The organism is Burkholderia theae (assembly GCF_048565265.1).
Taxonomy (GTDB): Bacteria; Pseudomonadota; Gammaproteobacteria; order Burkholderiales; family Burkholderiaceae; genus Burkholderia; species Burkholderia theae.
The window spans coordinates 707407-732442 of sequence record NZ_CP183463.1 but is presented as its reverse complement, the minus strand read 5'-3'; the positions used below and the strand labels follow the sequence as shown (position 1 = coordinate 732442).

17 protein-coding genes are annotated in these 25036 nt (G+C 63.8%); 5 read left to right on the top strand and 12 right to left on the bottom strand.

Annotated features, from left to right (window positions below; genetic code table 11):
* Positions 1-55: 55 nt before the first annotated feature.
* Positions 56-769, top strand: coding sequence for a dienelactone hydrolase family protein (locus ACN22W_RS36030; protein WP_193103072.1), 714 nt, complete (start codon positions 56-58; stop codon positions 767-769).
* 143 nt (positions 770-912) lie between these two features.
* Here ACN22W_RS36030 and ACN22W_RS36025 read toward each other — a convergent pair whose 3' ends face one another.
* The 4 genes from ACN22W_RS36025 to ACN22W_RS36010 all read right to left on the bottom strand — a co-directional run bounded on the left by ACN22W_RS36025 (position 913) and on the right by ACN22W_RS36010 (position 7982).
* Complete coding sequence (locus ACN22W_RS36025) at positions 913-2421, bottom strand: efflux transporter outer membrane subunit (protein ID WP_419689907.1); 1509 nt, start codon at positions 2419-2421, stop codon at positions 913-915.
* A gap of 2 nt (positions 2422-2423) precedes the next feature.
* Positions 2424-5615 (bottom strand): efflux RND transporter permease subunit, encoded by a 3192-nt coding sequence (locus tag ACN22W_RS36020; RefSeq protein ID WP_419689906.1) that lies wholly within the window; start codon positions 5613-5615, stop codon positions 2424-2426.
* 15 nt (positions 5616-5630) lie between these two features.
* On the bottom strand, positions 5631-6869 hold the full coding sequence (locus ACN22W_RS36015; protein ID WP_419689905.1) for an efflux RND transporter periplasmic adaptor subunit: 1239 nt from the start codon (positions 6867-6869) through the stop codon (positions 5631-5633).
* Between the two features lie 231 nt (positions 6870-7100).
* Positions 7101-7982: a LysR family transcriptional regulator gene (locus tag ACN22W_RS36010; RefSeq protein ID WP_419689904.1), complete on the bottom strand. Its 882-nt coding sequence runs from the start codon at positions 7980-7982 to the stop codon at positions 7101-7103.
* A gap of 660 nt (positions 7983-8642) precedes the next feature.
* Here ACN22W_RS36010 and ACN22W_RS36005 point away from each other — a divergent pair.
* Entirely contained in the window at positions 8643-9473 is an 831-nt protein-coding gene (locus ACN22W_RS36005) for an AraC family transcriptional regulator N-terminal domain-containing protein (RefSeq protein WP_419689903.1), read from the top strand.
* A 46-nt stretch (positions 9474-9519) separates the two neighbouring features.
* On the opposite strand, the gene ACN22W_RS36000 is transcribed toward ACN22W_RS36005, so the two are convergent.
* The 3 genes from ACN22W_RS36000 to ACN22W_RS35990 all read right to left on the bottom strand — a co-directional run bounded on the left by ACN22W_RS36000 (position 9520) and on the right by ACN22W_RS35990 (position 13285).
* Entirely contained in the window at positions 9520-10488 is a 969-nt protein-coding gene (locus tag ACN22W_RS36000; RefSeq protein WP_419689902.1) for an aliphatic sulfonate ABC transporter substrate-binding protein, read from the bottom strand.
* 253 nt (positions 10489-10741) lie between these two features.
* Positions 10742-11692, bottom strand: coding sequence for a LysR family transcriptional regulator (locus ACN22W_RS35995; protein ID WP_193103079.1), 951 nt, complete (start codon positions 11690-11692; stop codon positions 10742-10744).
* 297 nt (positions 11693-11989) lie between these two features.
* On the bottom strand, positions 11990-13285 hold the full coding sequence (locus ACN22W_RS35990; protein WP_419689901.1) for an adenylosuccinate synthase: 1296 nt from the start codon (positions 13283-13285) through the stop codon (positions 11990-11992).
* A gap of 140 nt (positions 13286-13425) precedes the next feature.
* Here ACN22W_RS35990 and gcvA point away from each other — a divergent pair, with 140 nt between their 5' ends.
* The gene (gene gcvA, locus ACN22W_RS35985) at positions 13426-14331 is read left to right on the top strand and encodes a transcriptional regulator GcvA (RefSeq protein ID WP_419689900.1); all 906 of its coding nucleotides are present in this window, start codon (positions 13426-13428) and stop codon (positions 14329-14331) included.
* A 185-nt stretch (positions 14332-14516) separates the two neighbouring features.
* On the opposite strand, the gene ACN22W_RS35980 is transcribed toward gcvA, so the two are convergent.
* Complete coding sequence (locus ACN22W_RS35980; protein WP_129517566.1) at positions 14517-14819, bottom strand: DUF4148 domain-containing protein; 303 nt, start codon at positions 14817-14819, stop codon at positions 14517-14519.
* A 2577-nt stretch (positions 14820-17396) separates the two neighbouring features.
* On the opposite strand from ACN22W_RS35980, the gene ACN22W_RS35975 reads away from it, so the two are divergent.
* Positions 17397-18713, top strand: coding sequence for a replication initiation protein (locus ACN22W_RS35975; RefSeq protein WP_129517567.1), 1317 nt, complete (start codon positions 17397-17399; stop codon positions 18711-18713).
* Positions 18714-18806: 93 nt separating this feature from the next.
* Here ACN22W_RS35975 and ACN22W_RS35970 read toward each other — a convergent pair whose 3' ends face one another.
* From ACN22W_RS35970 to ACN22W_RS35955, 4 genes are all read right to left on the bottom strand, one after another.
* Positions 18807-19838, bottom strand: coding sequence for a ParB/RepB/Spo0J family partition protein (locus ACN22W_RS35970; RefSeq protein ID WP_419689899.1), 1032 nt, complete (start codon positions 19836-19838; stop codon positions 18807-18809).
* The gene (locus tag ACN22W_RS35965; RefSeq protein WP_129517569.1) at positions 19831-20529 is read right to left on the bottom strand and encodes a ParA family protein; all 699 of its coding nucleotides are present in this window, start codon (positions 20527-20529) and stop codon (positions 19831-19833) included. Before ACN22W_RS35965 ends, ACN22W_RS35970 begins: the two co-directional genes overlap by 8 nt.
* A gap of 1441 nt (positions 20530-21970) precedes the next feature.
* Complete coding sequence (locus tag ACN22W_RS35960) at positions 21971-22981, bottom strand: AraC family transcriptional regulator N-terminal domain-containing protein (protein ID WP_419689898.1); 1011 nt, start codon at positions 22979-22981, stop codon at positions 21971-21973.
* Positions 22982-23108: 127 nt separating this feature from the next.
* Complete coding sequence (locus tag ACN22W_RS35955) at positions 23109-24233, bottom strand: MBL fold metallo-hydrolase (protein ID WP_419689897.1); 1125 nt, start codon at positions 24231-24233, stop codon at positions 23109-23111.
* Positions 24234-24316: 83 nt separating this feature from the next.
* Between ACN22W_RS35955 and ACN22W_RS35950 the strand changes: the two genes are divergently transcribed.
* Entirely contained in the window at positions 24317-24970 is a 654-nt protein-coding gene (locus ACN22W_RS35950) for a TetR/AcrR family transcriptional regulator (protein WP_419689896.1), read from the top strand.
* Positions 24971-25036: the final 66 nt, after the last annotated feature.

The window sequence follows — 25036 nt, the reverse complement described above, 5'->3', positions numbered from 1 at the left end:
CCCGCTGGCCGGCCCGATGCCGCACTCATCGCATTTTTCGACAAGGAGCGGTTTCATGTCTCAAACATCCGGTTCCATGATCACGTTTCGCCGCCCGGACGGCCAGGAACTGCAGGGTTATCTCGCCACGCCGGCACAGACCGAAGGCGCGCCCGCAGTCGTCGTCATCCAGGAATGGTGGGGGCTGAACGACCAGATCCGCGGCGTCGCGGATCGCCTCGCGCGCTGCGGCTACTTCGCGCTCGTGCCCGACCTGTATCGCGGCAAGTCGACGGTCGAGGAGGAAGAAGCGCACCACCTGATGACCGGGCTCGATTTCGGCGACGCCGCATCGCAGGACATTCCCGGCGCAGTAGCCTATCTGAAGACGCTTGCTCCGCGCGTCGCGGTGACGGGCTACTGCATGGGCGGCGCACTCACGCTGCTGTCGCTGCAGTACGCCGATGCCGATGCGGGCGTCACGTGGTACGGCCTCCCGCCGCTCGACTACATCGATCCGGCAAAGCTCAAGGTGCCGCTGATGGGCCACTGGGCCACGCAGGACGCGTTCTTTGCGATCGACCAGGTCGATGCGCTCGAGAAGAAGCTGACCGATGCGAAGGTCGGGTTCGAGTTCCATCGTTATCTCGCGCATCATGCGTTCGCGAACGAAGAGGCCGTCGGCACCGGCCGCATCGCCGGCACGCAGTTCGATCCGGTGTGGTCGCAAATCGCATGGGATCGCACGCTGACGTTCTTCGGCCGCACGCTTTGGGCGAAGCAGGGGTAACGTAACGCCGCTGCGGCCGCGCCTGCGACGGGCGGTCATGCAAATGGAAACGCCACGGATTGATGTCCGTGGCGTTTTCGTTTCTGCGCGTGTAACCGGTTCGGCAAACAGGAGCGGATGCCCGCTTCTGCCCTGCTTCGTGCTTACCCGTTCATCGCGGCCTTGTCGTAGTCGACCGGCGTGTCCGGCGCACGCGGCGTTTCGCCGGCCCGCTGGATCCACCCGCCGCCCAATGCACGGTACAGGTCGACCAGGTTCGTCCAGCGTGCCAGACGCGCGCTGATCAGCGACTGCTGCGCCGAGTACAGGTCCGTCTGCGCGGTCAGCACCGACAGGTAGCTGTCGACGCCGTTCTTGTAGCGCAGGTCCGACAGGTCGAAACGACGCTGCTGCGCGTACTCGTTGCGTTCCAGCGCCGCGATCTGCTGGTCGTACGTGCCGCGTGCGGCCAGCCCGTCCGACACTTCGCGGAACGCCGATTGAATCGCCTTCTCGTAGTTCGCGATCTCGATGCGCTTCTGTACGTGCGCGAGATCGAGGTTGGCGATGTTCTGCCCGCCCTCGAAGATCGGCAGCGCGATGTTCGGCGCGAACGACCACGCCGCCGTGCCGGCCTTGAACAGGCCGCCCAGCGTCGGGCTCGCGGTACCGAACGCCGCCGTCAGCGAGATCTTCGGGAAGAACGCCGCACGTGCCGCGCCGATGTTCGCGTTCGCGGCCAGCAGCGTCTGCTCGGCCTGCATCACGTCAGGGCGACGCGTCAGCAGATCCGACGGCAACCCGGCCGGCACGTCCGTCAGCAGGTTCTGCGAATCGAGCGGCATGCCCGGCGGCAGATCGTCCGGTAGCGGCTCGCCGATCAGCAATACCAGCGCGTTCACGGCCTGCGCGCGAGCGCGTGCCTGAGCCTGCTGGTTCGCGAGCGCCGCCTCGACGACCGTCTGAGCCTGACGCAGGTCGAGCTCGGAGCCCGTACCGTTGTCGAACTGCAGCTTCGTCAGGTCGTACGACGCCTGCGCGGATTTCAGCGTGTTCTCCGTGACCTTCAGCAGATCGTCGGTCGACAGCACCGTCAGGTACTGGTCAGCCACCTGCGACACCAGCGAGATTTCCGACGCCTGCCGCGCATACGCGGTCGACAGGTACTGTGCGAGCGCCTGGTCCTTCAGGCTCTGCACGCGGCCGAACAGATCAAGCTCCCACGACGCGGACAAGCCCACGTTGTAGGTCGTCGTGATGTTCCGACCCGGCACCGACGTCAGCGCATTCGGCAAGCGCTGACGACTACCGGTGCCCGTCGCATCGAGCGTCGGGAACAAGCCCGCACGCGTGATCTGGTATTGCGCACGCGCCGCCTCGATGTTCAGCACCGACACGCGCAGGTCGCGGTTGTTCTTCAGCGCGATCTCGATCAGCCGCTGCAGGCGCGGATCGACGAAGAATTCGCGCCAGCCGATGGCGGTCGCCGCCTGGCCGTTCGCGCTGCGCGCGCCGGCAGCGGCACCCGGCTGCGTCGCATAGACGCCGCCGGACGGGAATGCCTGCGAAACCGGCGCGTCGGGCCGCGTGTAATGCGGCGCCATCGTGCAGCCCGCGGCAAACAGCGCGGCTGCCAGTGCGGCCGCGGTTGCAGTCAAAGCGTGTTTTTGCATCGTTACTGCCCCTTCGAATCGTGTGCGTCGCCGTGACCGTGCTGCAGGTCGCCCTGCACGAGACGCCATGCATCGTCGACGTTTTCCGTCTCGCCGCTGAAGATCGCGCGAACCCGCACGAAGAACATCGGGATCATGAAAATCGCGAGGAACGTCGCCGTGATCATCCCGCCGATCACACCCGTGCCGATCGCGTGCTGGCTCGCCGAGCCCGCGCCGTTGCTGATCGCGAGCGGCAGCACGCCGAGCATGAACGCGAGCGACGTCATCAGGATCGGGCGCAACCGCAGCCGTGCCGCCTCGATCGCCGCGCGCACCGGCCCCATGTTCTCCTTCGCCTGCAACTCGCGCGCGAACTCGACGATCAGGATCGCGTTCTTCGCGGACAAGCCCACGGTGGTCAGCAGGCCGACCTGGAAGAACACGTCGTTCTCGAGACCGCGCAGCATCGTCGCGAGCAACGCGCCGACCACACCGAGCGGCACGACCATGATCACCGAGAACGGGATCGACCAGCTTTCATACAGCGCAGCAAGACACAGGAACACGACGAGAATCGAGATCGCATACAGCACCGGCGCTTGCGAGCCGGACTGGATTTCCTGGAACGACAGGCCGGTCCACGAATAACCGATGCCTTCCGGCAGCTTGCTCGCGAGCGCTTCCATCGCGGTCATCGCCTGGCCGGTCGACTTGCCCTCCGCGGCCTGCCCCTGGATCTCGATCGACGACACACCGTTGTAGCGTTCGAGCTTCGGCGAGCCGTAGCTCCAGTGGCCGGTCGAGAACGCGCTGAACGGCACCATCCCGCCCGCGCTGTTGCGCACGTACCAGATGTTCATGTCTTCCGGCGTCATCCGGAACGGCGCATCCGACTGCACGTAGACCTTCTTGATCCGGCCGTCGGTATCGAGGAAGTTGTTCACGTACTGCGACGCCCATGCGATCGAGAACGTCTGGTCGATCGCGGCCGCCGTCACACCAAGCGCATTCGCCTTCTCACGGTCGATGTCGACCTTGTACTGCGGCGTGTCGTTCAGGCCGTTCGGGCGCACCAGCGCGAGCGCGGGGTCCTTTGCGGCCATCCCGAGCAACTGCCCGCGCGCGGCCATCAACGCTTCGTGGCCGAGACCGGCGTTGTCCGTCAGCTCGAAGTCGAAACCGGCAGCCGTACCGAGTTCAGGAATCGACGGCGGGTTGAACGGGATCACCATCGCATCCTTGTATTGCGAGTAGTGCGCGAAGGTCCGGCCGATCAGCGCCTGGACCTTCTGGTCCGAACACTGGCGGTGCTCGTACGGTTTCAGCTTCACGAACACGAGACCCGCGTTCTGGCCGCGGCCCGCGAAGCTGAAGCCGTTGACCGTGAACACCGAGTCGACCACCTCCTTCTCCGCGGTGGTCAGGTACGTGTTGATGTTGTCGAGCGTCTTGCCGGTCGTTTCCTGCGTGGAGCCGGACGGCGTCTGCACGATCATGAACATGTAGCCCTGATCCTCGTCGGGCAGGAACGACTTCGGCAGACGCGCGAACATCACGCCGACCGCGACGAAGACGGCCAGGTAGATCACGAGCCAGCGGCCCGAGCGCCGGATCACGTGGTTCACGCCGCTCGTGTAGCGATCGCGGCTGCGATCGAAGGTCCGGTTGAACCAGCCGAAGAAACCCTTCTTCTCCTCGTGATGCCCTTGCGGGATCGGCTTCAGGATCGTCGCGCACAGCGCCGGCGTCAGGATCAACGCGACGAGCACCGACAGCACCATCGCCGACACGATCGTCAGCGAGAACTGGCGATAGATCGCGCCGACCGAACCACCCGAGAACGCGACCGGCACGAACACCGCCGACAGCACGAGCGCCACGCCAACGAGTGCACCGGTGATCTGGCTCATCGCCTTCCTGGTCGCCTCCTTCGGCGACAGGCCCTCTTCCGCCATCACGCGCTCGACGTTCTCGACCACGACGATCGCATCGTCGACCAGCAGGCCGATTGCGAGCACGAGGCCGAACATCGACAGCGTGTTGATCGAGAAGCCGGCGACGCCCATGATCGCGAACGTGCCGAGCAGCACGACCGGCACCGCGATCGTCGGGATGATCGTCGCCCGCAGGTTCTGCAGGAACAGGTACATCACGAGGAACACGAGCACGATGCCCTCGATCAGCGTCTTGACCACTTCCTCGATCGACAGGCGCACGAACGGCGTCGTGTCGTACGGGTAGTGGACGACGAGACCGTGCGGGAAGTACTTCGACAGCTCCTGGATCTTGGCCCGCAGCGCGGTTGCAGTCGCGAGCGCGTTTGCGCCGGTCGCGAGCTGGATACCGAGGCCGGCCGTCGGCTGCCCCATGTACTTCGTGTCGAACGTGTAGTTCTCCGAACCGAGCGCCGCACGGCCGACGTCCTTCAGCCGGACCTGAGAACCGTCCTGGTTGACCTTCAGCAGGATGTTGCCGAACTGCTCGGGCGTGCGCAGCAGCGTCGATTCGGTGATCGTCGCCTGCAGCACGGTGCCCGGCTTCGCCGGCGTGCCGCCGATCTGGCCACCCGCGATCTGCACGTTCTGCTGCGTGATCGCGGCCGTCACGTCGACCGGCGTCAGGCTGTAGTTGGTCAGCTTGACGGGGTCGAGCCAGATGCGCATCGAGAACTGCGAACCGAGCAGCAGCGTCTGGCCGACGCCGTTGACGCGGCTGAGCGGATCGAGCACGTGCGACGCGACATAGTTCGTCAGGTCCTCCTTCGACATGTTGCCGTCCTCGGAGTTGAACGCGAACCACATCAGCCAGTTGCTGCTCGACTTCGTGACCTGCATGCCGAGCTGCTGCACGACCTGCGGCAGGTTCGGCGTCGCAAGCGACAGCTTGTTCTGCACCTGCACCTGCGCGACGTCAGGATTCGTGCCCGGCGAAAAGGTCAGCGTGATCGTCGCGTTGCCCGAGTCGTCGCTCGTCGACGACATGTACAGGAAGTTGTCGAGACCGCTCATCTGCTGCTCGATCACCTGCGTCACCGTGTCTTCCACCGTCTTCGCGGAAGCGCCCGGGTAATTCGCCTGGATCTGGATCGTCGGCGGTGCGATCGTCGGATACTGCGCGATCGGCATCTTGAAGATCGACGCGATGCCGGCCAGCATCAGCACGATCGCGATCACCCACGCGAAGATCGGGCGATCGATAAAGAACTTGGCCATGAAACGAGCTCCCTGTTATTGCGCGGCCGATGCGACGGCCGAACTTGCTGCAGCATGGGCGGCGGTGCTCGCCGGCGCGGCGCTTGCCGGTGTGGCGGATACGGTGTCCGGTGCCGGTGCGAGCTGCGCCGCGACGGTCTTCACGGTCGCGCCCGGGCGCACCTTGTCGACGCCCTGCACGATCACGTGATCGCCCGCCTCCAGACCACCTTCGACGATCCAGTTCTGGCCGTACGTGCCTGTCGTCGTCAACGGACGCGTCTCGACCTTGTTGGCTGCGTTCACCACCAGCGCGATCGCCTGGCCCTTCTGGTCATGTGTGACGCCGATCTGCGGCACCAGGAACGCGTTCTCGTTCACGCCTTCCTCGATCCGTGCACGCACGAACATCCCCGGCAGCAGCACCTTGCCCGGGTTCGGGAAGAGCGCGCGAATCGTCACCGAGCCGGTGGTCTGGTCGACCGTCACGTCCGAGAACTGCAGCTTGCCCGGCTCCGCATAGGTCTTGCCGTCTTCCAGCACCAGCGACACCTTCGCGGCGCCCGGGCCGGTCGTCTTCAGACGCCCGCTCTGCACGTCCTGGCGCAGCTTCAACCCTTCGAGGCTCGACTGCGTGAGGTCGACATACACCGGGTCGAGCTGCTGCACCGTCGACATCAGCGTCGCCTGGCTCGCCTGCACGTAGGCACCCGGCGTCACCTGCGAGATGCCGACACGGCCCGAGACCGGCGACACGACATCGGTGTAGCCGAGGTTGATCTGTGCGGTGTCGACCGCCGCCTTGCCGGCCGCGACGTCCGCCGCGGCCTGACCTTGCGTGGCCACCGCGTTGTCGTAGTCCTGCTTGCTGACCGCGGTCGCCGCCACCAGTACCTTGTAGCGCGCAACCAGCGCGTTCTGCGCCACGAGGTTCGCCTGCGCTCTCGCGAGCGTCGCCTTCGCGCTGTTCAACGCGGCCACATACGGCGCCGGATCGATCTTGTAGAGGCGCTGGCCGGCCTTGACGTCCGCGCCTTCGGTGAATTCACGGCGCAGCACGATACCGTCGACGCGTGCACGCACCTGCGCGACGAGGAACGCGCTGGTGCGGCCCGGCAGTTCGGTCACCGCCGGCACGGCTTGCGGCTGCACGGTAACGACGCCGACTTCCGGCGTTTGCGGCGGCGGCGCCGATTCTTTTTTCCCGCACGCGGCCAGGAAAACGGCAGCCGTTGCGGCAGTGATTAAGCGGTATGGAACCCGTTCGACGCGCATGGAGCGACCTCTCACAAATAAACGACCTTCAATGGGAATCACCAGGTCTCCTCATGGCCCGCACGCGAAGTCGGAATGCTGTCGCTTCCTTTCCGCCGCGGAGGCGGACGCGTGTGGCGGGCGTGCACTGCGCCCTGCGGAGCGTCCGTTTGCCGAACTGCTTCCGTGAAAAAAGAATGCCGAGCGCGCGGCCCCGGCGGGCGCGCGTTGCCGCGGCGGCGAACCGTGCCGCTAGCGCGCAGGCCGGAACGCGGCGCCGGCGAATTCGATGAACACTCGCGCGGCGGCCGGCAGACGTGCGGCACGCGCGTGCGCGTGCTTCAACGTGACGGGCGCGAGCGGGCGGACCGGCGCGACGCGAACCAGCGTGCCGGCCGCCAGATCGGCGTCGACGAGATACGCGGGCAGCACCGCGGCGCCCATGCCGGCCACGGCCAGGCGCCGCGCCATCTCGAGATGGCCAACCCCCGTATGGCCGGGCGCCGCGTCGGGTCGCAGCCCGGCCGCGTACTCGTCGTCGGCCATCGGCAGATCGAGCCGCACGGCCGCGATGTCCGGCCAGTCGCCCGATGCGGCCGCGCCACCGTGCGCGGCGACGTAACCAGGCGCCGCGACGCGCACGGATTCGTACGCGGCCAGCGTATGCAGCGCATGCGCACCGGAAACCGGCATGCCGTCGGTCAGGAACGCGACATCGATGGCTTCGGATGTCAGATCGACGTGGGCATCGGTCAGCGTCACGATCGGCCGCACGTCCGGAAACCGGTGCACGAAGCGATCGAGCAACGCACTCAACTGGCTGAGCCCGAACGCGACGGGCGCGGCAATGCGCAACACGCCTTCCGGCTTGCTGCCCATCGCGACGAAACGGCCGTCGATCTCGTCGATCGCGCCGAGAATCCGCTCGACGCGCGCGAGATACAGTTCGCCGATTTCCGTCAGCGACTGGTGGCAGGTGCTGCGTTGAAGCAGGCGCGCACCGAGGCGCGTCTCGAGCGCATCGACCAGCCGGCTCGCCATCGCCGTCGACACGCGCAGCCGCGTCGCCGCCCGGCGAAACCCGCCTTCCCTGGCTACCGTCACGAATGCCCGAATCGATTGAAGTTGGTCCATTTGTCCGGTTCCCCTGCGCGGAAGGCTGCCTTTGCATCTGTTTGCCTCTGCATCCGCCGCCGCGTCGCGCGCCGGTATACAACGGGCGCAAGCCGGCCTCGGCTGGCCCGATGCACGAACATTCGAATAGCAGTCCTGAGTCTTTTCCGGCGGATCGCGGCGGCGTCCGCGAGTCATGCGACACTTGCCCGCATCACCCGATGCGTGCCGGAACACATTTCTTTCAGCAGGTGCAATAGTATGAAAACCGCCGGGAAATGGCTTGCCCGATCCTGCGATTGTTTTGCCTTAATTTCCGAATTTGTGCGCTGCACACCGCGCGACGACGGGCAATGCGAGCGCCGGCCCTGCAGGTCCGGATGATCGGGCTAATTTCCGACAGGTTTAGGCAATCCCGCGTACGCGACTCGCCGTACGATGTGACCGCCGCGCGAGCGCCCTGCCTGGAGGCCAACAGGGAATCGCAGTCGCGCGCCTTGTACCGATCACTCCGCCATTCGCTCGCACAACATGGAAATCGACGCCCGAACGCCGCCGCCACCGCGCACCACGCCAGGTCACGACTCTCGGTCGCCTGCCCGGTCGCCCGCAGCCCGGCTCGCAGCGCTGATCGCCGCTTACGCGCCACATGACGGCACGTTCGAACTCCCGGTGCGCGGCATGCGCATCGCCCGCGCATCGGCGTCGCCGACGCACTGGCACCACGGCGTGCACCACGCGTGCGTGAGCATCATCGGGCAAGGTGCGAAGTCGATGCGCATCGGCGACAACACCTACGTGATCGACGAATCGCGGATGCTGGTCGCGACGGCCGACCTGCCCGTCACCGGCCGCGTGACGCACGCGGACCCGGCCGAGCCGTTTCTTTCCGTCCAGCTCGAACTCGACCCGGCCCGCATCGCGGCGCTCACGCCGCGCGTGTTTCCGCGCGGGCTGCCGAAGGCCGTCGACTGCAGCGCGGTCGACACGCACGATGCACTACCGGAAATCGTCGACGCCATTGCGCGGCTGATGCAGCTGATCGCGCAACCCGACGACCTTGACCTGCTTGCACCGCTGATCGTCGACGAAATCCTCATTCGCCTGTTGCGTGGCCCGTCGGGCGCGCGCGTCGCGCAGGTCGGCCAGGCCGATTCGACGACGCAGCGCATCTCGCGCGCCGTCGCGTGGATTCGCGACCACTACGTCGATCCGATGTCGGTCGACTCGCTCGCGCGACAGCTGGACATGAGCCCGTCGACCTTCCATCACCACTTCCGTGCGGTCACGTCGATGAGCCCGTTGCAATGCCAGAAGGTGCTGCGGCTGCAGGAGGCGCGCCGCTTGATGTGCCTGTCGGCGATGGACGCGCGGCAGGCGTGCCGCAGCGTCGGTTACGTGAGCGCGTCGCAGTTCAGCCGCGAATACGCACGGCTCTTCGGCGAGGCGCCGGGCCGCGACGTCGCGAAGCTGCGCGGCGAAGCGGTGCCGCTGTCCCGCGTCGCGCCGTAGGTCGCTTGCGTCACGCGTCGAGCGAATACGGCGCCGCCGGGTGCCGTCACGCGAGCGCGGGCGGCGCAGCCTGGCTGACGTCGACGCGTTTCGGCAGGATGCCGGCCTGATAGAACACGTCCGCAATGCGCTGCTGATACGCGAGCGTGTCGCGCGTGACGGGTTCGACGCCGAAGCGCGCGCGGCGGAACGCAAGCGCCACGGCCGGCTCCGGAATCCCCCAGAGCTTCGAGAACTCGGCCGCACCTTGCGCGCGGTTCGCATCGAGCCATCGCTGAACCACCGTCAGTTCCGACACGGCGACGTCCAGCACGTCGGCATTGTGCTGCGCATAGCTGCGCGACGCGAAGTAGTAGCCGCGATTCTCGACGAGCCCCGTGCCGTCCGCGACGATGCGCGCGCCAAATGCCTGCTGGACCACCGCGAGAAACGGATCCCAGATGATCCACGCGTCGACCGAACGGTTCTCGAACGCGGCCCGCGCATCGGACGGCGACAGCCAGACCGGCGTGACGTCCGCGTAGTTGAGCTTCGCGGCCTGCAACAGCCGGACCAGCAGGAAGTGCGTATTCGATCCCTTCACCAGCGCGATGCGCTTGCCGCGCAGGTCCGCAAAGGTCCTGACCGGCGAATCCTTCGCGACGACCACCGCTTCGGCCGCGGGGCCGGCCGGCGTCTGCGCGTAATAGACGAGCGGCGCGCCGGCCGCGAGCGCGAAGATCGGCGGTGCCTCGCCGACGTCGCCGAAGTCGATCGATCCCGCGTTCAGCGCCTCGAGCTGCGGCGGTCCCGACGGAAACTCGGTCCACGTGACGTTCACGCCGAGTGTCGCGAGCTTGCCCTGCAGCGTGCCGCGCGCCTTCAGCAGGCTGAGCGGCCCTTTCTGATAGCCGATGCGCAACGTCCGCGCACCGGCCGTGTTCGCCAGCGCGAAGCCCGGGTGAGCGGCGCCCGCCGCGATCGCCAGGCCGGCATGAAGGAGCCGGCGGCGGGTTCTGGATAGTCGGTCTGCCATGTCGTTTCGGATTCGATGGAGTGAGTGCGGATTTGCACACGCATGCGATGAAGCAGGTCGAACCGATTCTAGGAGGTTGGCGCCGCGCGTCGAACCAACGATGTTCGATATCGAAAGCAAGCGTTCTCATAAGGGCGCCGATTGCCTGGGTCCATCGTTGCCGACTGCTGGACGCCTTCGATAAAGGAAGGATTGCAAATTAATTGCTTCGCCTGAACGAAGAACGGTGCACTACACACCGGCAGTGCCGGACTCAGGAATCCCGGGAATGGCAGGAAGCGTTCAGCGCAGCCTCGTCGGCGGCCAGCATTTCGGGTACACATTCGCGCAGGAAATCGACGAACGTGCGGATCTTCGCATCGAGATACTGACGCGACGCGTACAGCGTGTAGACCGTCAGCTTCTGCAACCGGTAGTCGGGCAGCACACGCACCAGCGCACCGCTCGCGAGCGCGGGCAGCGCGGACGACATCGGCAGCGAACCGATCCCGAGGCCGGCGCGCAGCGCGCCACCCAGCGCATCGGCGATGTTCACCTGGAAGTCCGGCAACGGCAGGTCGAACGTTTCGTGGCCGTCCGGGCCGTCGAGATGCCAGCGATCGCGCGGGAACACCGGCGTGACGATCTGCAGGCACGCATGCCCTTCGAGCTCGCGCACCGTGCGCGGCGTGCCGCGCTCCTTCAGATACGCGGGCGACGCGCACAACACGCTGTGCACCTCGCCGAGCCGCTGCGACACGAGCCCCGAATCGGGCAACTCCGCCGTGCTCAACTGCAGCGACACGTCGTAGCCTTCGTCGATGATGTCGGGCACATGCTGCGACAGCGTCAGCTCGACCGCGACCGACGGATAGCGCTGCCGGTAGCGCACGACCGCGGGTACGACATAGGCCTGGCCGAAACTCGTCGTCGCGTGAACGTGCAGCCGTCCCGACGGCTTCACCTGTGCGTCCGCCGCCTCGGCTTCCGCTTCGTCGATATAGCCGAGGATGCGCTGACAGCGGTCGAGATAACGCTGCCCGGCGTCGGTCAGCGCGATGCGGCGCGTGCTGCGGTTGAGCAGGCGCGTGCGCAGATGCGTCTCGAGCTGCGCGACCGAACGCGATGCGTAGGCCGTCGTGATGTCGAGGCGCTGAGCCGCGCTCGTGAAGCTGCCCTCCTCCGCGACCCGGACGAAAATGCGCATCATCTGTAACGTGTCCATCGACCTGTCCCCGGCATTGAGATCACGTCGCGCCGCCGTGCGGCCATGGTGCCGGCGGCGCCGGCCAAAGCCGGTCTGGCGCGAATTGTGCGGAACAGTACAGCAGCGCTGCAGGCGTGTCCAGTTCGCCGTACGCGGCGTGATCCGGACGCCGAATCGTGTCGCGGAGCAGCCATGTGCGACGCCCGGAAGCGGTGTGTATGCGATCGAACGCGCTGACACGCCAACGGCATCGGGTCGGCAAAAACTACCCGGCGACCACGATGCCGACCCGCGATTTACGTCACGTTTGGCGCGTTACGCGGCCGCCGCATCGAACGGATTGCTCAACACGATCGTGTCGTCGCGCTCCGCACCGGTCGTGATCATCGATACCGGCACACCCGCGACCGCTTCGATACGCGCAATGAAATCCTGCGCGGCCTGCGGCAGCGCCGCCCGCTCGCGCACGCCCTTCACGGTGCCGTGCCAGCCGTCGAACCGTTCGTAAATCGGCTTCGCACGCGACTGCGCATCGAGGCTCGCGGGCAGATGGTCGACCCGCGCGCCATCGAGTTCGTAGCCGACGCACAGCTCGATCGACGCGAAACCGTCGAGCACGTCGAGCTTGGTGAGCGCCAGCGAATCGATGCCGGAGATCCTGACGGCCTGGCGCAGTTGCGCGGCATCGAGCCATCCGCAGCGTCGCGGCCGGCCGGTGTTGACGCCGAATTCCTGCCCGCGCGCGCGCAGCGTTTCGCCGGTTGCGTCGGTCAGCTCGGTGAGGAACGGGCCGCCGCCGACACGCGTCGCATACGCCTTGGTCACGCCCAGCACGTGGCCGAGCTTCGACGCGCCGAGACCCGTGCCGGCCGCCGCCGCCGATGCGACGGTGCCCGACGACGTCACGAACGGGTACGTGCCCCAGTCGATGTCCAGCATCACGGCCTGCGAACCCTCGAACAGGATGCGCTCGCCGCGGTCGGTCGCGTCGTTGAGGTCGGCCCAGACCGGGCGCACGAACGGCAGGATCTTCGGCGCAAGGTCGACCAGCGTCGCCAGCATCGCGTCACGGGAAACCTCGTCGAGTCCCAGGCCACGGAACCACGCGTTGTGGTGCTCGACGAGCACATCGAGCTTGTCGGCAAGCTGGCCGGGTTCCGCGAGATCGCCGACGCGCAGCCCGCGGCGCCCGACCTTGTCCTCGTACGCCGGCCCGATCCCGCGCAGCGTGGTGCCGATGGGTTCGCGGCGCAGACGCTCCTGCGCCTGGTCGATCGCGCGGTGAATCGGCAGCACCAGCGTCGCATTCTCTGCGATCGACAGATTGTCCGGCGTCACCGACAGCCCGAGTTCGGCCATTCGCGCGATTTCCGCGAGCAGCGCTTCCGGATCGAGCGCCACGCCGTTACCGATCACGCCGCGCTTGCCGCGCACGACGCCGCTCGGCAGCAGCGCGAGCTTGTACGTCTTGCCGTCGACGACCAGCGTATGGCCCGCGTTATGGCCGCCGTTGTAGCGTGCGACGAGATCGGCCTGTGCGGCCAGCCAGTCCACGACACGCCCCTTGCCTTCGTCGCCCCATTGGGCGCCCACGACCACCACGTTCGGCATGCTCCATACTCCATGTGAGAAATTCAGACACTGATTCGGCCGAGCTGGCCGTTTGTGTGCCATATTGGCGGAGCTGGATCGCCCGATCAAACGATTAAACCTGAGACATCGCGTGAGGAAATATCACGCGAAACGACACAATGGCCCGACGCCTCCCCCCGTTGAATTCGCTGCGTGCGTTCGAAGCCGCCGCGCGGCTCGGCAGCTTCACGCTGGCCGCCGACGAGCTGTGCGTGACACACGGCGCGATCAGCCGGCATGTGCAGCAACTGGAGGCGTGGCTTGGGCGGCCGCTGTTCGAACGCCACAACCGGCGCGTCGAACTGACCGACGCCGGCCGCGCGTATCTCGCCGAGGTCGGCGCATCGTTCGACCGGATCGCGCTCGCCACCGCACAACACTTCGGCCACGCGCAGCAGCGCGTGCTGCGCGTCAGCGCGCCCGCGACGTTTTCGTTGAGGTGGCTCGTGCCGAAGCTGTCGTCGTTCCAGGTCGCGCACCCGACCATCGAGGTGCGGCTGTCGACGTCGAACGAGCCGATCGAGAAGCTCCGCGACAAGGTCGACCTGATCGTTCGCGGCGGCCCGCAGGCCATCGACGGTTACGTCGCCGAGGAATTCCTGTCCGAAGTGCGGCTGCCGGTGTGTGCGCCAAAGCTGCTGGAGGGCCGGCCGTTACATACGCCCGCCGATCTCGCCGGCTTCACGCTGCTGCACGCGGCAACCTATCCGGGCATGTGGCCCGAATGGCTCGCGGCGGCCGGACACGCGAATCTCGTGCCGCGACACTCGCTCACGCTCGAGCATTTCTACCTGACGCTGCAAGGCGCGCTCGACGGGCTCGGCGTCGCGATGGGACCGATCGCGCTCGTCGCGGACGACATCGCCGAAGGCCGGCTCGTGCAGCCATTCAGCGAACCGGCGTTGCCGCCATGGCGCTACTTCACGTATGTGGCATCCGCCCGCGCGGATGACGACGCCGTGCGAGCGTTCAAGGACTGGCTGAAGATGACGGGAAACGCAGGGGTGTCAGGCGGACGGCATTGACCGCATCGACATGCGGGTCATGCGCGCGATGAAATTGAAATGCAGGATTACGAATCAAATAACGCGGATTCGTCGAACGTGTTAGTCGTCGTTCATGCCGGGCATTCGCTTTTGATGTGCATCGCGTGACCGCGATGCACGACGCAAGCCGCGGATCGAACCGTGGCTTGCTGCCTGGGCGACGCTTACTGGGGGTTCGCCTTCTTCTCTGCGTTCTGCAGGTTCTGCGGATAGTTCGGATCGTTAGCCGCCGGCTTGTAACCGGCGTCCTCGAGCTTCTTCAGCTCGGCGGTGTTCTTCGCGCGCGCAGCCTTGTGCTCTGCCTTGCGTTGGGCCTTGGCCGCCTTGCGTGCCTGGCTCTTCGCTGCCTTGGCGTCCTGTGCGGCGGGCGCGCTGGCGTCGGTCTGGGCAAACGCGGGAACTGCCGAGCCGAACAGGAACGCGGCTGCGGTCGCAGCCAACGTGAGTTTTCTGATCTGGATTCGCATCGCTGAACTCTCTTTTCTGGTTTATCACGGATTGAAAGACCGTCGAGATACCGCCCCTGTCCCGATCGGTCGTCGTGTCGCGATCGGGACCTGTGCATCATAACCGTGTCGGGAAAAATGTGGCGCCAACGTGCAAACGGAATTGGGGATACACGTATGGGAGAAAACGCGGGAGTCGCGCGACCGTCTCCTGAGCAGGACAGCGACGGTGTCTCGCGTTTCGGCGCGCTTGCGGATCGTGCGGTTACGGGAAGCGGAAACGTCCGATGAACCTCATGCTTCGGTGAATAGAAGAGGACAGGTCACGCAATGCGATGCGAGATACCCCATGACGATTTCACCGGTGGCGTCGCCGGCACGGTCATGTTCGACGTGATCGTCATCACACGACCGCGATCACCGCTGCAGCAGTCGACCTGTGTGCCACGTTGCCAGTCGACGCGGTTCAAGCGTCGGTTTCTCCCATAAACGGCCACGATTCGGTTCGTCTGGCGATCAAGGAACTTCACTCTGGGCCGCGGTGATTAATCCGGTGACCTATCGCAGCACTGTGATGCCGATGGTTACCTTGGCAGAAACACATTGCCGTGTGGCATGTATGACGAAAACGGTAGACGCCAGACGCAAGGTGAAGCGGTCGATCGGCATCGCCTCACGGATGCACCGAGGAAACCGCGCGGACGAGCGATGCTCGTCTTGTGAAAGTTGCTTCTGCGCTGAAGTCGCCACAAGACTGGTTGGTCCGCGCGACCGTGCGTGCCGACACATCAGGCACCGCGCATAAGTGCCACAGATCTTTTATTTGATCGTGTCGGTGGGCCGACATCCGTCGCTTGATCCGGTCTGCACAGCTTGCATATACCTGTAGGGCAGCCGCGTCGGTGAGCTTTTACGGGATTCGGACGTTCTGGAAGGTGAGCATATTCGGGATCGTCGTTCGGATTCGGGTGCGGTGAGCTTCGTGGCTGACGGTATCTTCACTTTGGCTCGCAACGAGCCTGAGATCGACCCAGGAGCCGACGCTGTGTACTGACGGCGCAGGCCACGATGTTTGCTCCCGGGAAGCCGTCCTGACCCCTCCTCGCGACCCGGCGGCACAGCATTGCTCGTCGGTTGACTCCCAAAGGTAGAAAAGTTGGAAGACCTCGGGCGGCGAAATGAACCTCGGTCCGTTTCCTCTGTGCACAGTCCACAGGCTAAATGTGACGAGGCGCGTCGACAGACGATCGGAAAAAACTTGTCCGCGGACGGGAAAGCACGAGTGCAAAAAACCACGCGCGTTCAGACCAGGATGATTTCGAACTGCTGTGGGTGAAACCGAAGGTGTCCGCGTTTTCGGTCGCGGATGGGTTTTGCCGGTCAATCGCCGGCACGTGGGTAGCCGCGCCGTTGATTTTTTGGTCCCATAAAAGGGAACCTGTCAGTGAAAACGGGCTTTTTCATCCCGATTTCCCCCATAGGTTTCTACGTTTCGCCTCATGTGAGTGGGTACTCACCTCTTCTGGAAGCCCTGTCGGGCCTGAAGCCTTGGTGGAACAAGGCGCCAGGGCATTGCTCGGCACGCCTGAATCGCGGCATCGGGACGCTTGGCGCACCACAGATGGCTCCCATTGGTAGCGGTTTATGGGGCTTGTCTTTCTGTGTCCGCACACGTGTGTTTACATCTTTGGTTAACAACGTTTACTTCTTTAACTACTTTTAGACGGCTCACAGCCTTATTCCATAAGGGTTTGAGCCTTGTTCGGTACCCATTTATGGGGGCACAGGTGGAAGGGTCTGGGGCTTTAGGTCTGTGGATTTGGGGTTTGGGGTACCGGGTTGTGGGGAATCGGGGTTGTGGATATGGGGCAAGCGTACCCGGTTATGGGAAATCGACCGTAAAACACGTGGGGTAGTCGTCTATGGGAACACATGAAGGTAGCCTTTTATGGGGCGCTTTTATCGATCCGTAAGTGTCTGGTTGCACAGCGAATTTCTTTGGGTAGCCATTTGTGGGGCATCTCGAAGGTATCCGTTTATGGGTGGCATCCGGGATCGATCGATTGCATTTCGCCATGGTGCTCTGTGTACGGTTCCCATAGACAGGATCGCTACGGCAAACAGGTAACCCTTTATGGGGAACATGATTGGTTGCCGTTTATGGGAGCGATTTCTACCTTCGAGACCGAAAATAACGCAACCCGCAAAGCCGACGCCTGTCGACAGGTACCCTCCTATGGGAATCGATGAAGGTAGCAATTTATGGGAGCAAAACGCGACTGTGCTGCAGGGCACCACGAATTCGGCCGACGATCGCGATTCCGCTCGGTTGCTCCCCATGGATGGGTACCTTCCCGAGGGCAAATCTCGTGCCGGGTTTCCGTGCCCGAACATGAAAGGTAGCGGCTTGTGGGACGTATTTTGGCCAAAAGGTAGATGGATATGGGGCTCCGCGCAGATCGGTTAATCGGAAATTTCCCTTTTGCATCTGGAGCTTAGCCGCGAAAGTGCAAGTGATGCAGGAGCAAGGGCGTTGCCCCCCGGCGCGAAAAGGTATAAAGTCCGCTTCCAACACGGTCACCTTATCCGGACATCACGATGCCGCGCAAGCCCGCAAGCAAAGGCTCAGACAAACAGGTTTCGCTGTTTCAGACACCAGAGCCTCCCGACTTGCTGCGCAAGGCGGTCCAGGCGATTCATATCGCGCCCAAGTCGGGCAAGATCGGTCTGCAGCAGCGCAAGATGTTCAGCTCGCTGATCAAGAACGCGCTTCGTCAGGAGGCATTCGAGCCGGGCCGGACGAGCTTCTCGATCTCGATCGCGTCGCTTTCGCACGAGAGCGGGTTGAACAGCAACAACACGAAGTACGTGAAGGACACGGTCAACTCGCTGATCAGTACCGTCGTCAACTGGGACTACCTGGCCGCGGACCGTTCGACCGTCTGGAAAGCGTCGGGCCTGCTTGCGGGCGCGGAGCTCGAGCAATCGGTGCTGAAGTACAGCTTCTCCGACCAGATTCGCAGTGAACTGCTCAACCCCGAAATCTACGCGCTGATCGATATGCGAATCGCCCGCGAGTTCCGGCGGTCGCACTCGCTCGCGCTGTGGGAGAACACGGTGCGCTACGAAGGGATCGGCATCACCGCGAAGATCCCGCTGCCGAAGTTCCGCGACCTGATTCTCGGCCAGGACAAGGCGTCGCAGTCGTACAAGGAATACAAGCTGTTCAAGAGCAAGGTCCTGGTGCCGTGTATTCAGGAGGTGAACGAAGTATCGGATCACACGCTCGAGCTGATCGAACACAAGTCCGGCCGTAGCGTGGAAGCCGTTCAGTTCAAGGTGACGCGCAAGCAGAGTGCCGATACGGTCGAGGATGGCGATGTCAAGAACGAAGCGCTGGTCGAGGAGGTCGCCAAGTTCGGCATTCCGCGGTCGGAAGCGCGCCGGCTGATCACGCAATATGGCGTGCAGCGCATCAAGGCGGCGATTGCCTATACGCTCAATCGGACTACGAAGAAGAATGCGGCGCCGGTCGACAACGTGGCCGCGTATTTCCGCAAGGCGCTGACGCACGGCTATACGCTGGCCGACGGGCAGGGCACCGAGGCGGCCGCGCCGGCGAAGGAATCCTCGCAGAGCAAGCAGGAGCAGATTCGCGACAAGTATCTGGCGGCGAAGGTCGAGGAAGCCGGTGCGTATTTCCGCGAGCTGGAGATCGACGACCAGACCAAGCTGATCGAGCGCTACAACGAGACGGTGGCGGGCTCGAAGGACCTGACGCTGTCGCCGAAGAAGAAGGCGAGCAAGCTCGCGCAGACCAGCTTCTTCCGCTGGCTGGCGCTGGATACCTGGGGCGAACCGACCTCGGACGACCTGCTGGAATTCCTGCTCAAAAGCAGTCTCGCCGGCAACTGAACAAGGCCTCGCAGCCGAGTGTGCGTCGTGCGCCGGACTGAACGTCCGGCTTCGCGGCGCAACGCGGATGCGAGGCCTTCTGCTTTTGGCGCGTTACTTTGGCGTGTCCGCCGCCAGCTCGGCGACGTACGCGTCGATGACGGTCTTGAGCTTGTCGGCGAGCGCTTCCTGGTGGGACGCGTCGACGCCCTTCAGCTGCAGATCCAGACGCCCGTCCGGGTAGGTTTTCAACTGGCCGATCGCGCGCGATTCGAGCGCGAAGTCGTGACGAACGCTGTAGCGCGTGCGTCCTGCTTTCTTGTTGCCGTCGCTTTGCGCACGCAGGAAATTCTCGAGATCGCGGACCGATTTCTTCCGGTCGATCACGGCGGTAAGCAGCCGGTCGGCCGTCGGTTCGCCGAGCCGCTCGAAGATCAGCTTCAGGAAGTACGCCGCCTGCAGGCCGACCACGTCATTCGCGTTGGCCATCCGTTCCAGGAGTGTGTTGGGCAGTGCGTTGAGCGACAGCGTCTTGCTGATCGATGCCTTGTCCTTGCCGATCTTCTCCGCCAGCGTGTTCTGGTCGGAAAAGACCTTCTCGTCGAGCAGGCGCTTCCACGCAACCGCATCATCGAAGATCGTCTGGCGTTCGTGGTCGTGGTTCGCCCGATACGCGATCGTATAGAGTTGCTCGGGCGTGTGGTCCGTGCGGAACGTGGCGTTGATGGTTTCGTCGCCGTTGATGCTCGTCGCGCGCAGCCGGCGTTGCCCGTCGATCACGACGAGCTTGCCGGGAAACTCCGGGAGCCGCGTGACCTTGATCGGCTCGATCTGCCCTTCCCGCTTCAACGTCAGTGCGAGCTCGTGCAGGCTCGACTCCGAGTAGAACACGCGCGGGTTGAACGGGTTCGGGATGCAGTCCCTGACCAGCACCTTCTGCGGCGCGCCGAGATCCGGCGTGCCGGCAGGGGCGGCCGCGGCGGTGGCGACGACCGGTGCCGCTTCGCCGGCGAGATTCGGCGTGGCCGCCGGTTCGGGCAGCCGCGTTTCGAGTGCGGCGTTTTCCTGCGCGAGTCCACGCAACAGGCCGGCCGCGAGATGCAGGTTGCCGGTCGGTTTCTTCTCTTTCGATGTGTCCTTAGCCATGGGCGGCGGCTCCGGTAGCGCGCGTCGACGCGATGTATTGGGCCATTTCCGTGACCAGCCTTTCGATTTCCGCGCGGGCTTCTTTCAGGCCCTTCAGGTATCGATTGTGATGATGGATCGTGGTGCCGAGTGCGAACGTCTGACGGTAGACCTCGCGTTGCGCGATCTGGCTGTCGAGCAGATGCTCCCCTATTTCTTCAGCCCTTAGAATTTTTAAAATTTCTTCACGCATTTTAGTTTTTCCATTGACACTATTCAGCATCAATGCGGAAGAAAGACTCGGGTTACGAACGGCGCGCATCGACTCGATCATGCGAATCATCGCGACCGTGCTGTACAGGTCGGCCGGCGACGGCGACAACGGCACGAGGCAGAAGTCTGCAACTTCAAGGACGGACGCGATGCGGGGATCTTCGAGGTTGCCGGGACAGTCGACGACGATCACGTCGAAGTTCGCGTCCTGCTTCTTGATCTCGCCACCGATACCGCGGCCGGCGGGGGCCAGCGAAAGGACCGTCATCGGCAGCGTGTTCTCGCCGCTCGTGACCCATCGGACGGAAGTGCCTTGAGGGTCGGCATCGATCAAGGCGACCTTGTTGCCGCCGGCCTCGAACGCAGCCGCGATATTGACGGAGATGGTTGTCTTTCCAGTCCCACCTTTTTGATTACTGACGGCGATCTTGAAAGCCATTTAATTCCTCCAAGGAGTTTTGCGTAATATATGCAGTTATTGTCTAAATGTCCAGAAAAGCGTTCGACTTGGTGTATGTCTTGGTAGTCGATGTGGTTGTCACGTGACAAGTGGGCCAAATGGCTAACGAATCGTTCGCAATTAGTAACCGAGTAAAAATAAAAATGCGGATTGCGTTCGTGACGATTGCACAAAGACAGGAAGAGAACTCGATGTTTTTTTGTGGGTGACGAAGTTGAATCGGAGAGACTGGTCGCCTGGCTATGTCTTTGTCGCTGTCAAAGGTGGTGCGACACCGATCGATTGGTTTCGTGGGTATCGCCGAGATATGCAGTTGTCACGTGACAAGTGGGCAGAAAGCGATCCCTGTTGGCGTCGTACGTCGCCAGGGAGTTCTTGAACCGATCGCGGTTTCGATTGCAGCGATTTCGTTTCGACGCCCGATGTACAGCCCTTGACCCCCTCCAATCGCATTGCATCGGGGTGAGTTGTCACGTGACAAATGCCCCAGAGTGCTGATCAACGGCGTAGTCGTTATGCCTCTCAGAGCACGTTGCGATCTACAGAAACAAAGGATGTCGAAGGGGGGCACTAAATTGGGAGGGATTTTCCGGCAATAGGTTGCCGCCAAGCTGCGTTTGCCAGGCCGATCGGTTGGTGGGTTGTCACGTGACAACAGGGCCGCTATACCCGGCGACTCGAGTGGCGAATCGGTATGAGGTACTCGACTTGTCGTCGTGGACGCGTCCATGTCGAAGAGGTCGCGAGACATCAATCGATCTGTCGGTCTGAATACTCTATCGCGGCCAACTCGCACCGCCGTGCCAGATGAATGCCCCTGCCGCTTGCCGATCTGCATCCAGGAGAACCCATCGTAGGCGCGATTGATATGTCCCCATTTAAAGGGGATGCCGCCACCTTGTTTCGTCGCCTACCTTGTCGGCAGGGGAGGGGCGTGGTTTTGTCATGCTGAGCCAATACGAATCAGCGCAGTTCGGTATCTATCCGTAACGTCTGACGCGTGCGTGCCCCGATTGGGGCGCAAATGCATGCGCTGACGGAGGCGTGCCAACACAAACAGGTCGGATCGTGAAACATTTTTCGAGAAATGGGGTATTCTCGGAAATCCTTGTCTGGCAATGACTTGCGCCATATTCTTCATGTTGTTTCACGCAAAATGAATGAGATCACCCCCGGAAATAGGGGCGCATGGCTTTCTCGCGGGTTGCGACTGTCGCACGAAACAAAAGGGGCGCGAATTGTCTGTTTTGATACGTGATTCGTGGTTTTTAATACGTATTGTTGTCGGCCTGGCACCGAAGGGCAATCGATTTGCCGCAGCTTCAGTACATCACGACACCCGGTCGAGTCTCCCTCCGACGCGGAACGCCAATTTTCAACGCGAGTTGTCACGTGACAACGCCCTGCTCCAGTCCCGCAATCAATAAGTTGCCGCGATCGACAGAACGACGTCCGTCCCGCCGCGCAGGCTATCGATATCTCGCCGCGGCGAATTGCCGAACAACCGGCTGTATTCGCGATTGAACTGGGTCGGGCTCGCATACCCGACCCTGAACGACGCTGACGCGGCGTCGAGCCGCTCCGACAGCATCAACCGACGCGCCTCATTGAGCCGTATCCATTTCTGATACTGCAGCGGACTCATGCCGGTGAGCTGGCGGAAGTGGTGATGGAAGGTCGAACTGCTCATCTGAACCTGCGCCGCAAGATCATCGACTCGCAGCGACTCGTCATAGTGGGTCCGCAACCACCGGATCGCGCGCGACACGCGGTTGCCCTGGCTGCCGACGGACGCGATCTGACGCAGGCGGGTACCCTGGTCGCTCGTCAGCAGCCGGTAGTAGATTTCCCGCTCGACGTACGGTCCGAGCACGGCAATGGCGTTCGGGTCGTCCAGCAATGCCAGCAACCGGTTCAGTGCGTCGTACAGCGGTTCGGTCATGTCACCGACGACGAGGCCGCGACCTGCAGGGGCTTCGTCATGATCCGGTGCGACCTGCGCCATCAGTTCGGCCATCACGCGAAAATCCAGCTTGAGGCCGATCCCGAGATACGGCTTTTCGCGGCTGGCCTCGATGACCTGCGTCGAACCCGGCAAATCGAGCGACGTGATCAGGAAGCGATTGGCATCGTAGATATAGGCATCGCCGCTCTGAATCATCCGCTTCGCGCCCTGAACGACGAGACCGAAGCTCGGCTCGACCATGCAGTCCATCGGCTGCGTCGGTGCTTCCCTTCGATGGAAGCTCAGGTTCGGAATGGCAGTGGTGAGGTGGTCGACGCCTTCGGTCCATTTCGCGACGCGCTCAGCGATCGTGTGCCGCAGATCGTTCTCGCGACTGGTCGGCCTGGAGTCTGCCTGGTTGCGTGCGGCGGTGGCGACGCCGTCGTCTCGTTGGCTGGGTGTATTTCGGACGGGTGCCGGATGCATGACTTCTCTATTCAGGGGATCGTGTCTTCAGGCACGCCGCCGACGTGCAGGTGCCCCGATAACGTCTCTTCCGGAATCGCGGCATTGCCGCGCTCCCGGAAGGCGTGCGCCACGAACGGTGAACCCGTTACTTAGTCGCCTGCGACGCGCAGAGCTGCCAGCGGCGCGGTTTCGTTGCCGGCGTCGTCACGCGCTCGTCTACCGTGCGCCACCACCGCTCGCCGCGATGCGGTGCGTCGAGATTGAGCCGCTCGCCCATCCTGGGCGTCGACAGCTCGACGCCGCGCACGATGGACAGCGCCGTGACGCGCTCGAACGGCTCCTGCCAGCGATGCATCGCGAGATCGAATGTGCCGTTGTGGATCGGGACCAGCCAGCGTCCGCGCAAGTCGATGTGTGCCTGCACCGTTTCTTCCGGCTGCATGTGCACGTACGGCCATTGCGCATCGTATGCGCCCGTTTCGATCAGCGTCACGTCGAACGGCCCGAGGCGCTCGCCAATCGTCCGGAATCCGTCGAAGTAGCCGGTGTCGCCGCTGAAGAACACGCGCAGGTCGTCGTCGACGATGACCCACGACGCCCACAGCGTGCTGTTGCCGTCGAACAGGCTGCGCCCGGAGAAGTGTTGCGCGGGTGTCGCGGTCAGCGTCAGGCCGGCCACGTCGACACTCTGCCACCAGTCGAGCTGACGGACCTTGGTCGCGTCGATACCCCATTCGATCAGGCGATCGCCGACGCCCAGCGTTGTCACGAACACGTCGGTGGTGGCCGCGAGTGCGAGCACCGTATCGCGGTCGAGGTGATCGTAGTGATCGTGCGACAGGATCACGCCGCGCAGCGGCGGAAGATCTTCAAGCGCGATCGGCGGCGCATGGAAGCGCTTGGGGCCGACGCGCCGAAACGGCGATGCACGTTCGGCGAACACGGGATCGGTCAACCAGAATTCGCCGCGCAGCTTGAGCAGCAGCGTCGAATGGCCAAGTCGGTACAGGCTGCGATCGGGGGCCGCGTCGAGTTCCGCGCGGGTCAGCGAATCGACGGGCAGCGCGCCTGCCGGCACGGTATTGCGCGGCTTGTTGATCAGCATGTTCCAGGCGATCCCGAGCGTCTTGCCGAACCCTTCGACCGGACGCGGCGCGACATTGCTGAAGCGCTCGCCATTGTGCTGCGGCGACCCGCCGGACAGCGCGCGGCCGCGCCTGGCGGCCGCAAAACCCAGAATGCGGTGAATCAAAACGAGAGGCGATGCCATGTCGGTTCGTCCGGAGAATAAAGTACACTAAACAGTGTAGTTTATTTTTAGGATAAGTAAACTGCCCGGTGTAAAATTTCCATATGGATACCAGCACCCCCCCTCAGCGGCTGACCGATCGAAAGCGCGCAGCCATCGTCGATGCGGCCATCGAGGAATTTCTCGCGGCCGGCTACGACGCGACCAGCATGGATCGCATCGCCGCGCGCGCGGACGTGTCGAAGCGCACGGTCTACAACCACTTTCCAGGCAAGGAAACGTTGTTCGCCGCGATCCTGCACAAGTTGTGGGATGCGACCCGGACCGGCAGTTCGCCGACCTATCTCCCCGATGTGCCGCTGCGCGAGCAACTGCTCGCGTTGCTGGACCGCAAATTGCGTCTGATGAGCGATGAGTCATTTCTCGCGCTCGCGCGCGTCGCGATCGGGGCGGCCATTCATTCACCGGAACGCGCCCGCGACATGGTCGAGCGTCTTGGCGAGCGCGAGGAAGACGTGACGGTCTGGTTGCGGGCGGCCGCGGCCGCCGGTCGCCTGTCGGTCACCGATCCGGTGTTCGCCGCGCATCAGCTGCATGGCGTCGTGAAGGCATTCGCATTCTGGCCGCAGATCACGATGGGCCAGCCGCCGCTCACGGCGCCGGAGCAGCAGAAAGTTGCGCACTCCGCTGCCGACATGTTTCTCGCGTACTACGCGCGGTCGGACGATGGCGACGTATCACGCGCCATGCCAGGCTGACCGTACACCCCGGAAGATCATGCGCGAATCGAAGCCGGAGCCATGCGTACGATCGATGCGTGCTTC

What these genes read in the sequence shown, in the direction of transcription:
- ACN22W_RS36030 (WP_193103072.1), top strand. Translation starts at nt 56, where the DNA reads ATGTCTCAAACATCCGGTTCCATGATCACGTTTCGCCGCCCGGACGGC.
- ACN22W_RS36025 (WP_419689907.1), bottom strand. Translation starts at nt 2,421, where the DNA reads ATGCAAAAACACGCTTTGACTGCAACCGCGGCCGCACTGGCAGCCGCG.
- ACN22W_RS36020 (WP_419689906.1), bottom strand. Translation starts at nt 5,615, where the DNA reads ATGGCCAAGTTCTTTATCGATCGCCCGATCTTCGCGTGGGTGATCGCG.
- ACN22W_RS36015 (WP_419689905.1), bottom strand. Translation starts at nt 6,869, where the DNA reads ATGCGCGTCGAACGGGTTCCATACCGCTTAATCACTGCCGCAACGGCT.
- ACN22W_RS36010 (WP_419689904.1), bottom strand. Translation starts at nt 7,982, where the DNA reads ATGGACCAACTTCAATCGATTCGGGCATTCGTGACGGTAGCCAGGGAA.
- ACN22W_RS36005 (WP_419689903.1), top strand. Translation starts at nt 8,643, where the DNA reads ATGCGCATCGCCCGCGCATCGGCGTCGCCGACGCACTGGCACCACGGC.
- ACN22W_RS36000 (WP_419689902.1), bottom strand. Translation starts at nt 10,488, where the DNA reads ATGGCAGACCGACTATCCAGAACCCGCCGCCGGCTCCTTCATGCCGGC.
- ACN22W_RS35995 (WP_193103079.1), bottom strand. Translation starts at nt 11,692, where the DNA reads ATGGACACGTTACAGATGATGCGCATTTTCGTCCGGGTCGCGGAGGAG.
- ACN22W_RS35990 (WP_419689901.1), bottom strand. Translation starts at nt 13,285, where the DNA reads ATGCCGAACGTGGTGGTCGTGGGCGCCCAATGGGGCGACGAAGGCAAG.
- gcvA (WP_419689900.1), top strand. Translation starts at nt 13,426, where the DNA reads ATGGCCCGACGCCTCCCCCCGTTGAATTCGCTGCGTGCGTTCGAAGCC.
- ACN22W_RS35980 (WP_129517566.1), bottom strand. Translation starts at nt 14,819, where the DNA reads ATGCGAATCCAGATCAGAAAACTCACGTTGGCTGCGACCGCAGCCGCG.
- ACN22W_RS35975 (WP_129517567.1), top strand. Translation starts at nt 17,397, where the DNA reads ATGCCGCGCAAGCCCGCAAGCAAAGGCTCAGACAAACAGGTTTCGCTG.
- ACN22W_RS35970 (WP_419689899.1), bottom strand. Translation starts at nt 19,838, where the DNA reads ATGGCTAAGGACACATCGAAAGAGAAGAAACCGACCGGCAACCTGCAT.
- ACN22W_RS35965 (WP_129517569.1), bottom strand. Translation starts at nt 20,529, where the DNA reads ATGGCTTTCAAGATCGCCGTCAGTAATCAAAAAGGTGGGACTGGAAAG.
- ACN22W_RS35960 (WP_419689898.1), bottom strand. Translation starts at nt 22,981, where the DNA reads ATGCATCCGGCACCCGTCCGAAATACACCCAGCCAACGAGACGACGGC.
- ACN22W_RS35955 (WP_419689897.1), bottom strand. Translation starts at nt 24,233, where the DNA reads ATGGCATCGCCTCTCGTTTTGATTCACCGCATTCTGGGTTTTGCGGCC.
- ACN22W_RS35950 (WP_419689896.1), top strand. Translation starts at nt 24,317, where the DNA reads ATGGATACCAGCACCCCCCCTCAGCGGCTGACCGATCGAAAGCGCGCA.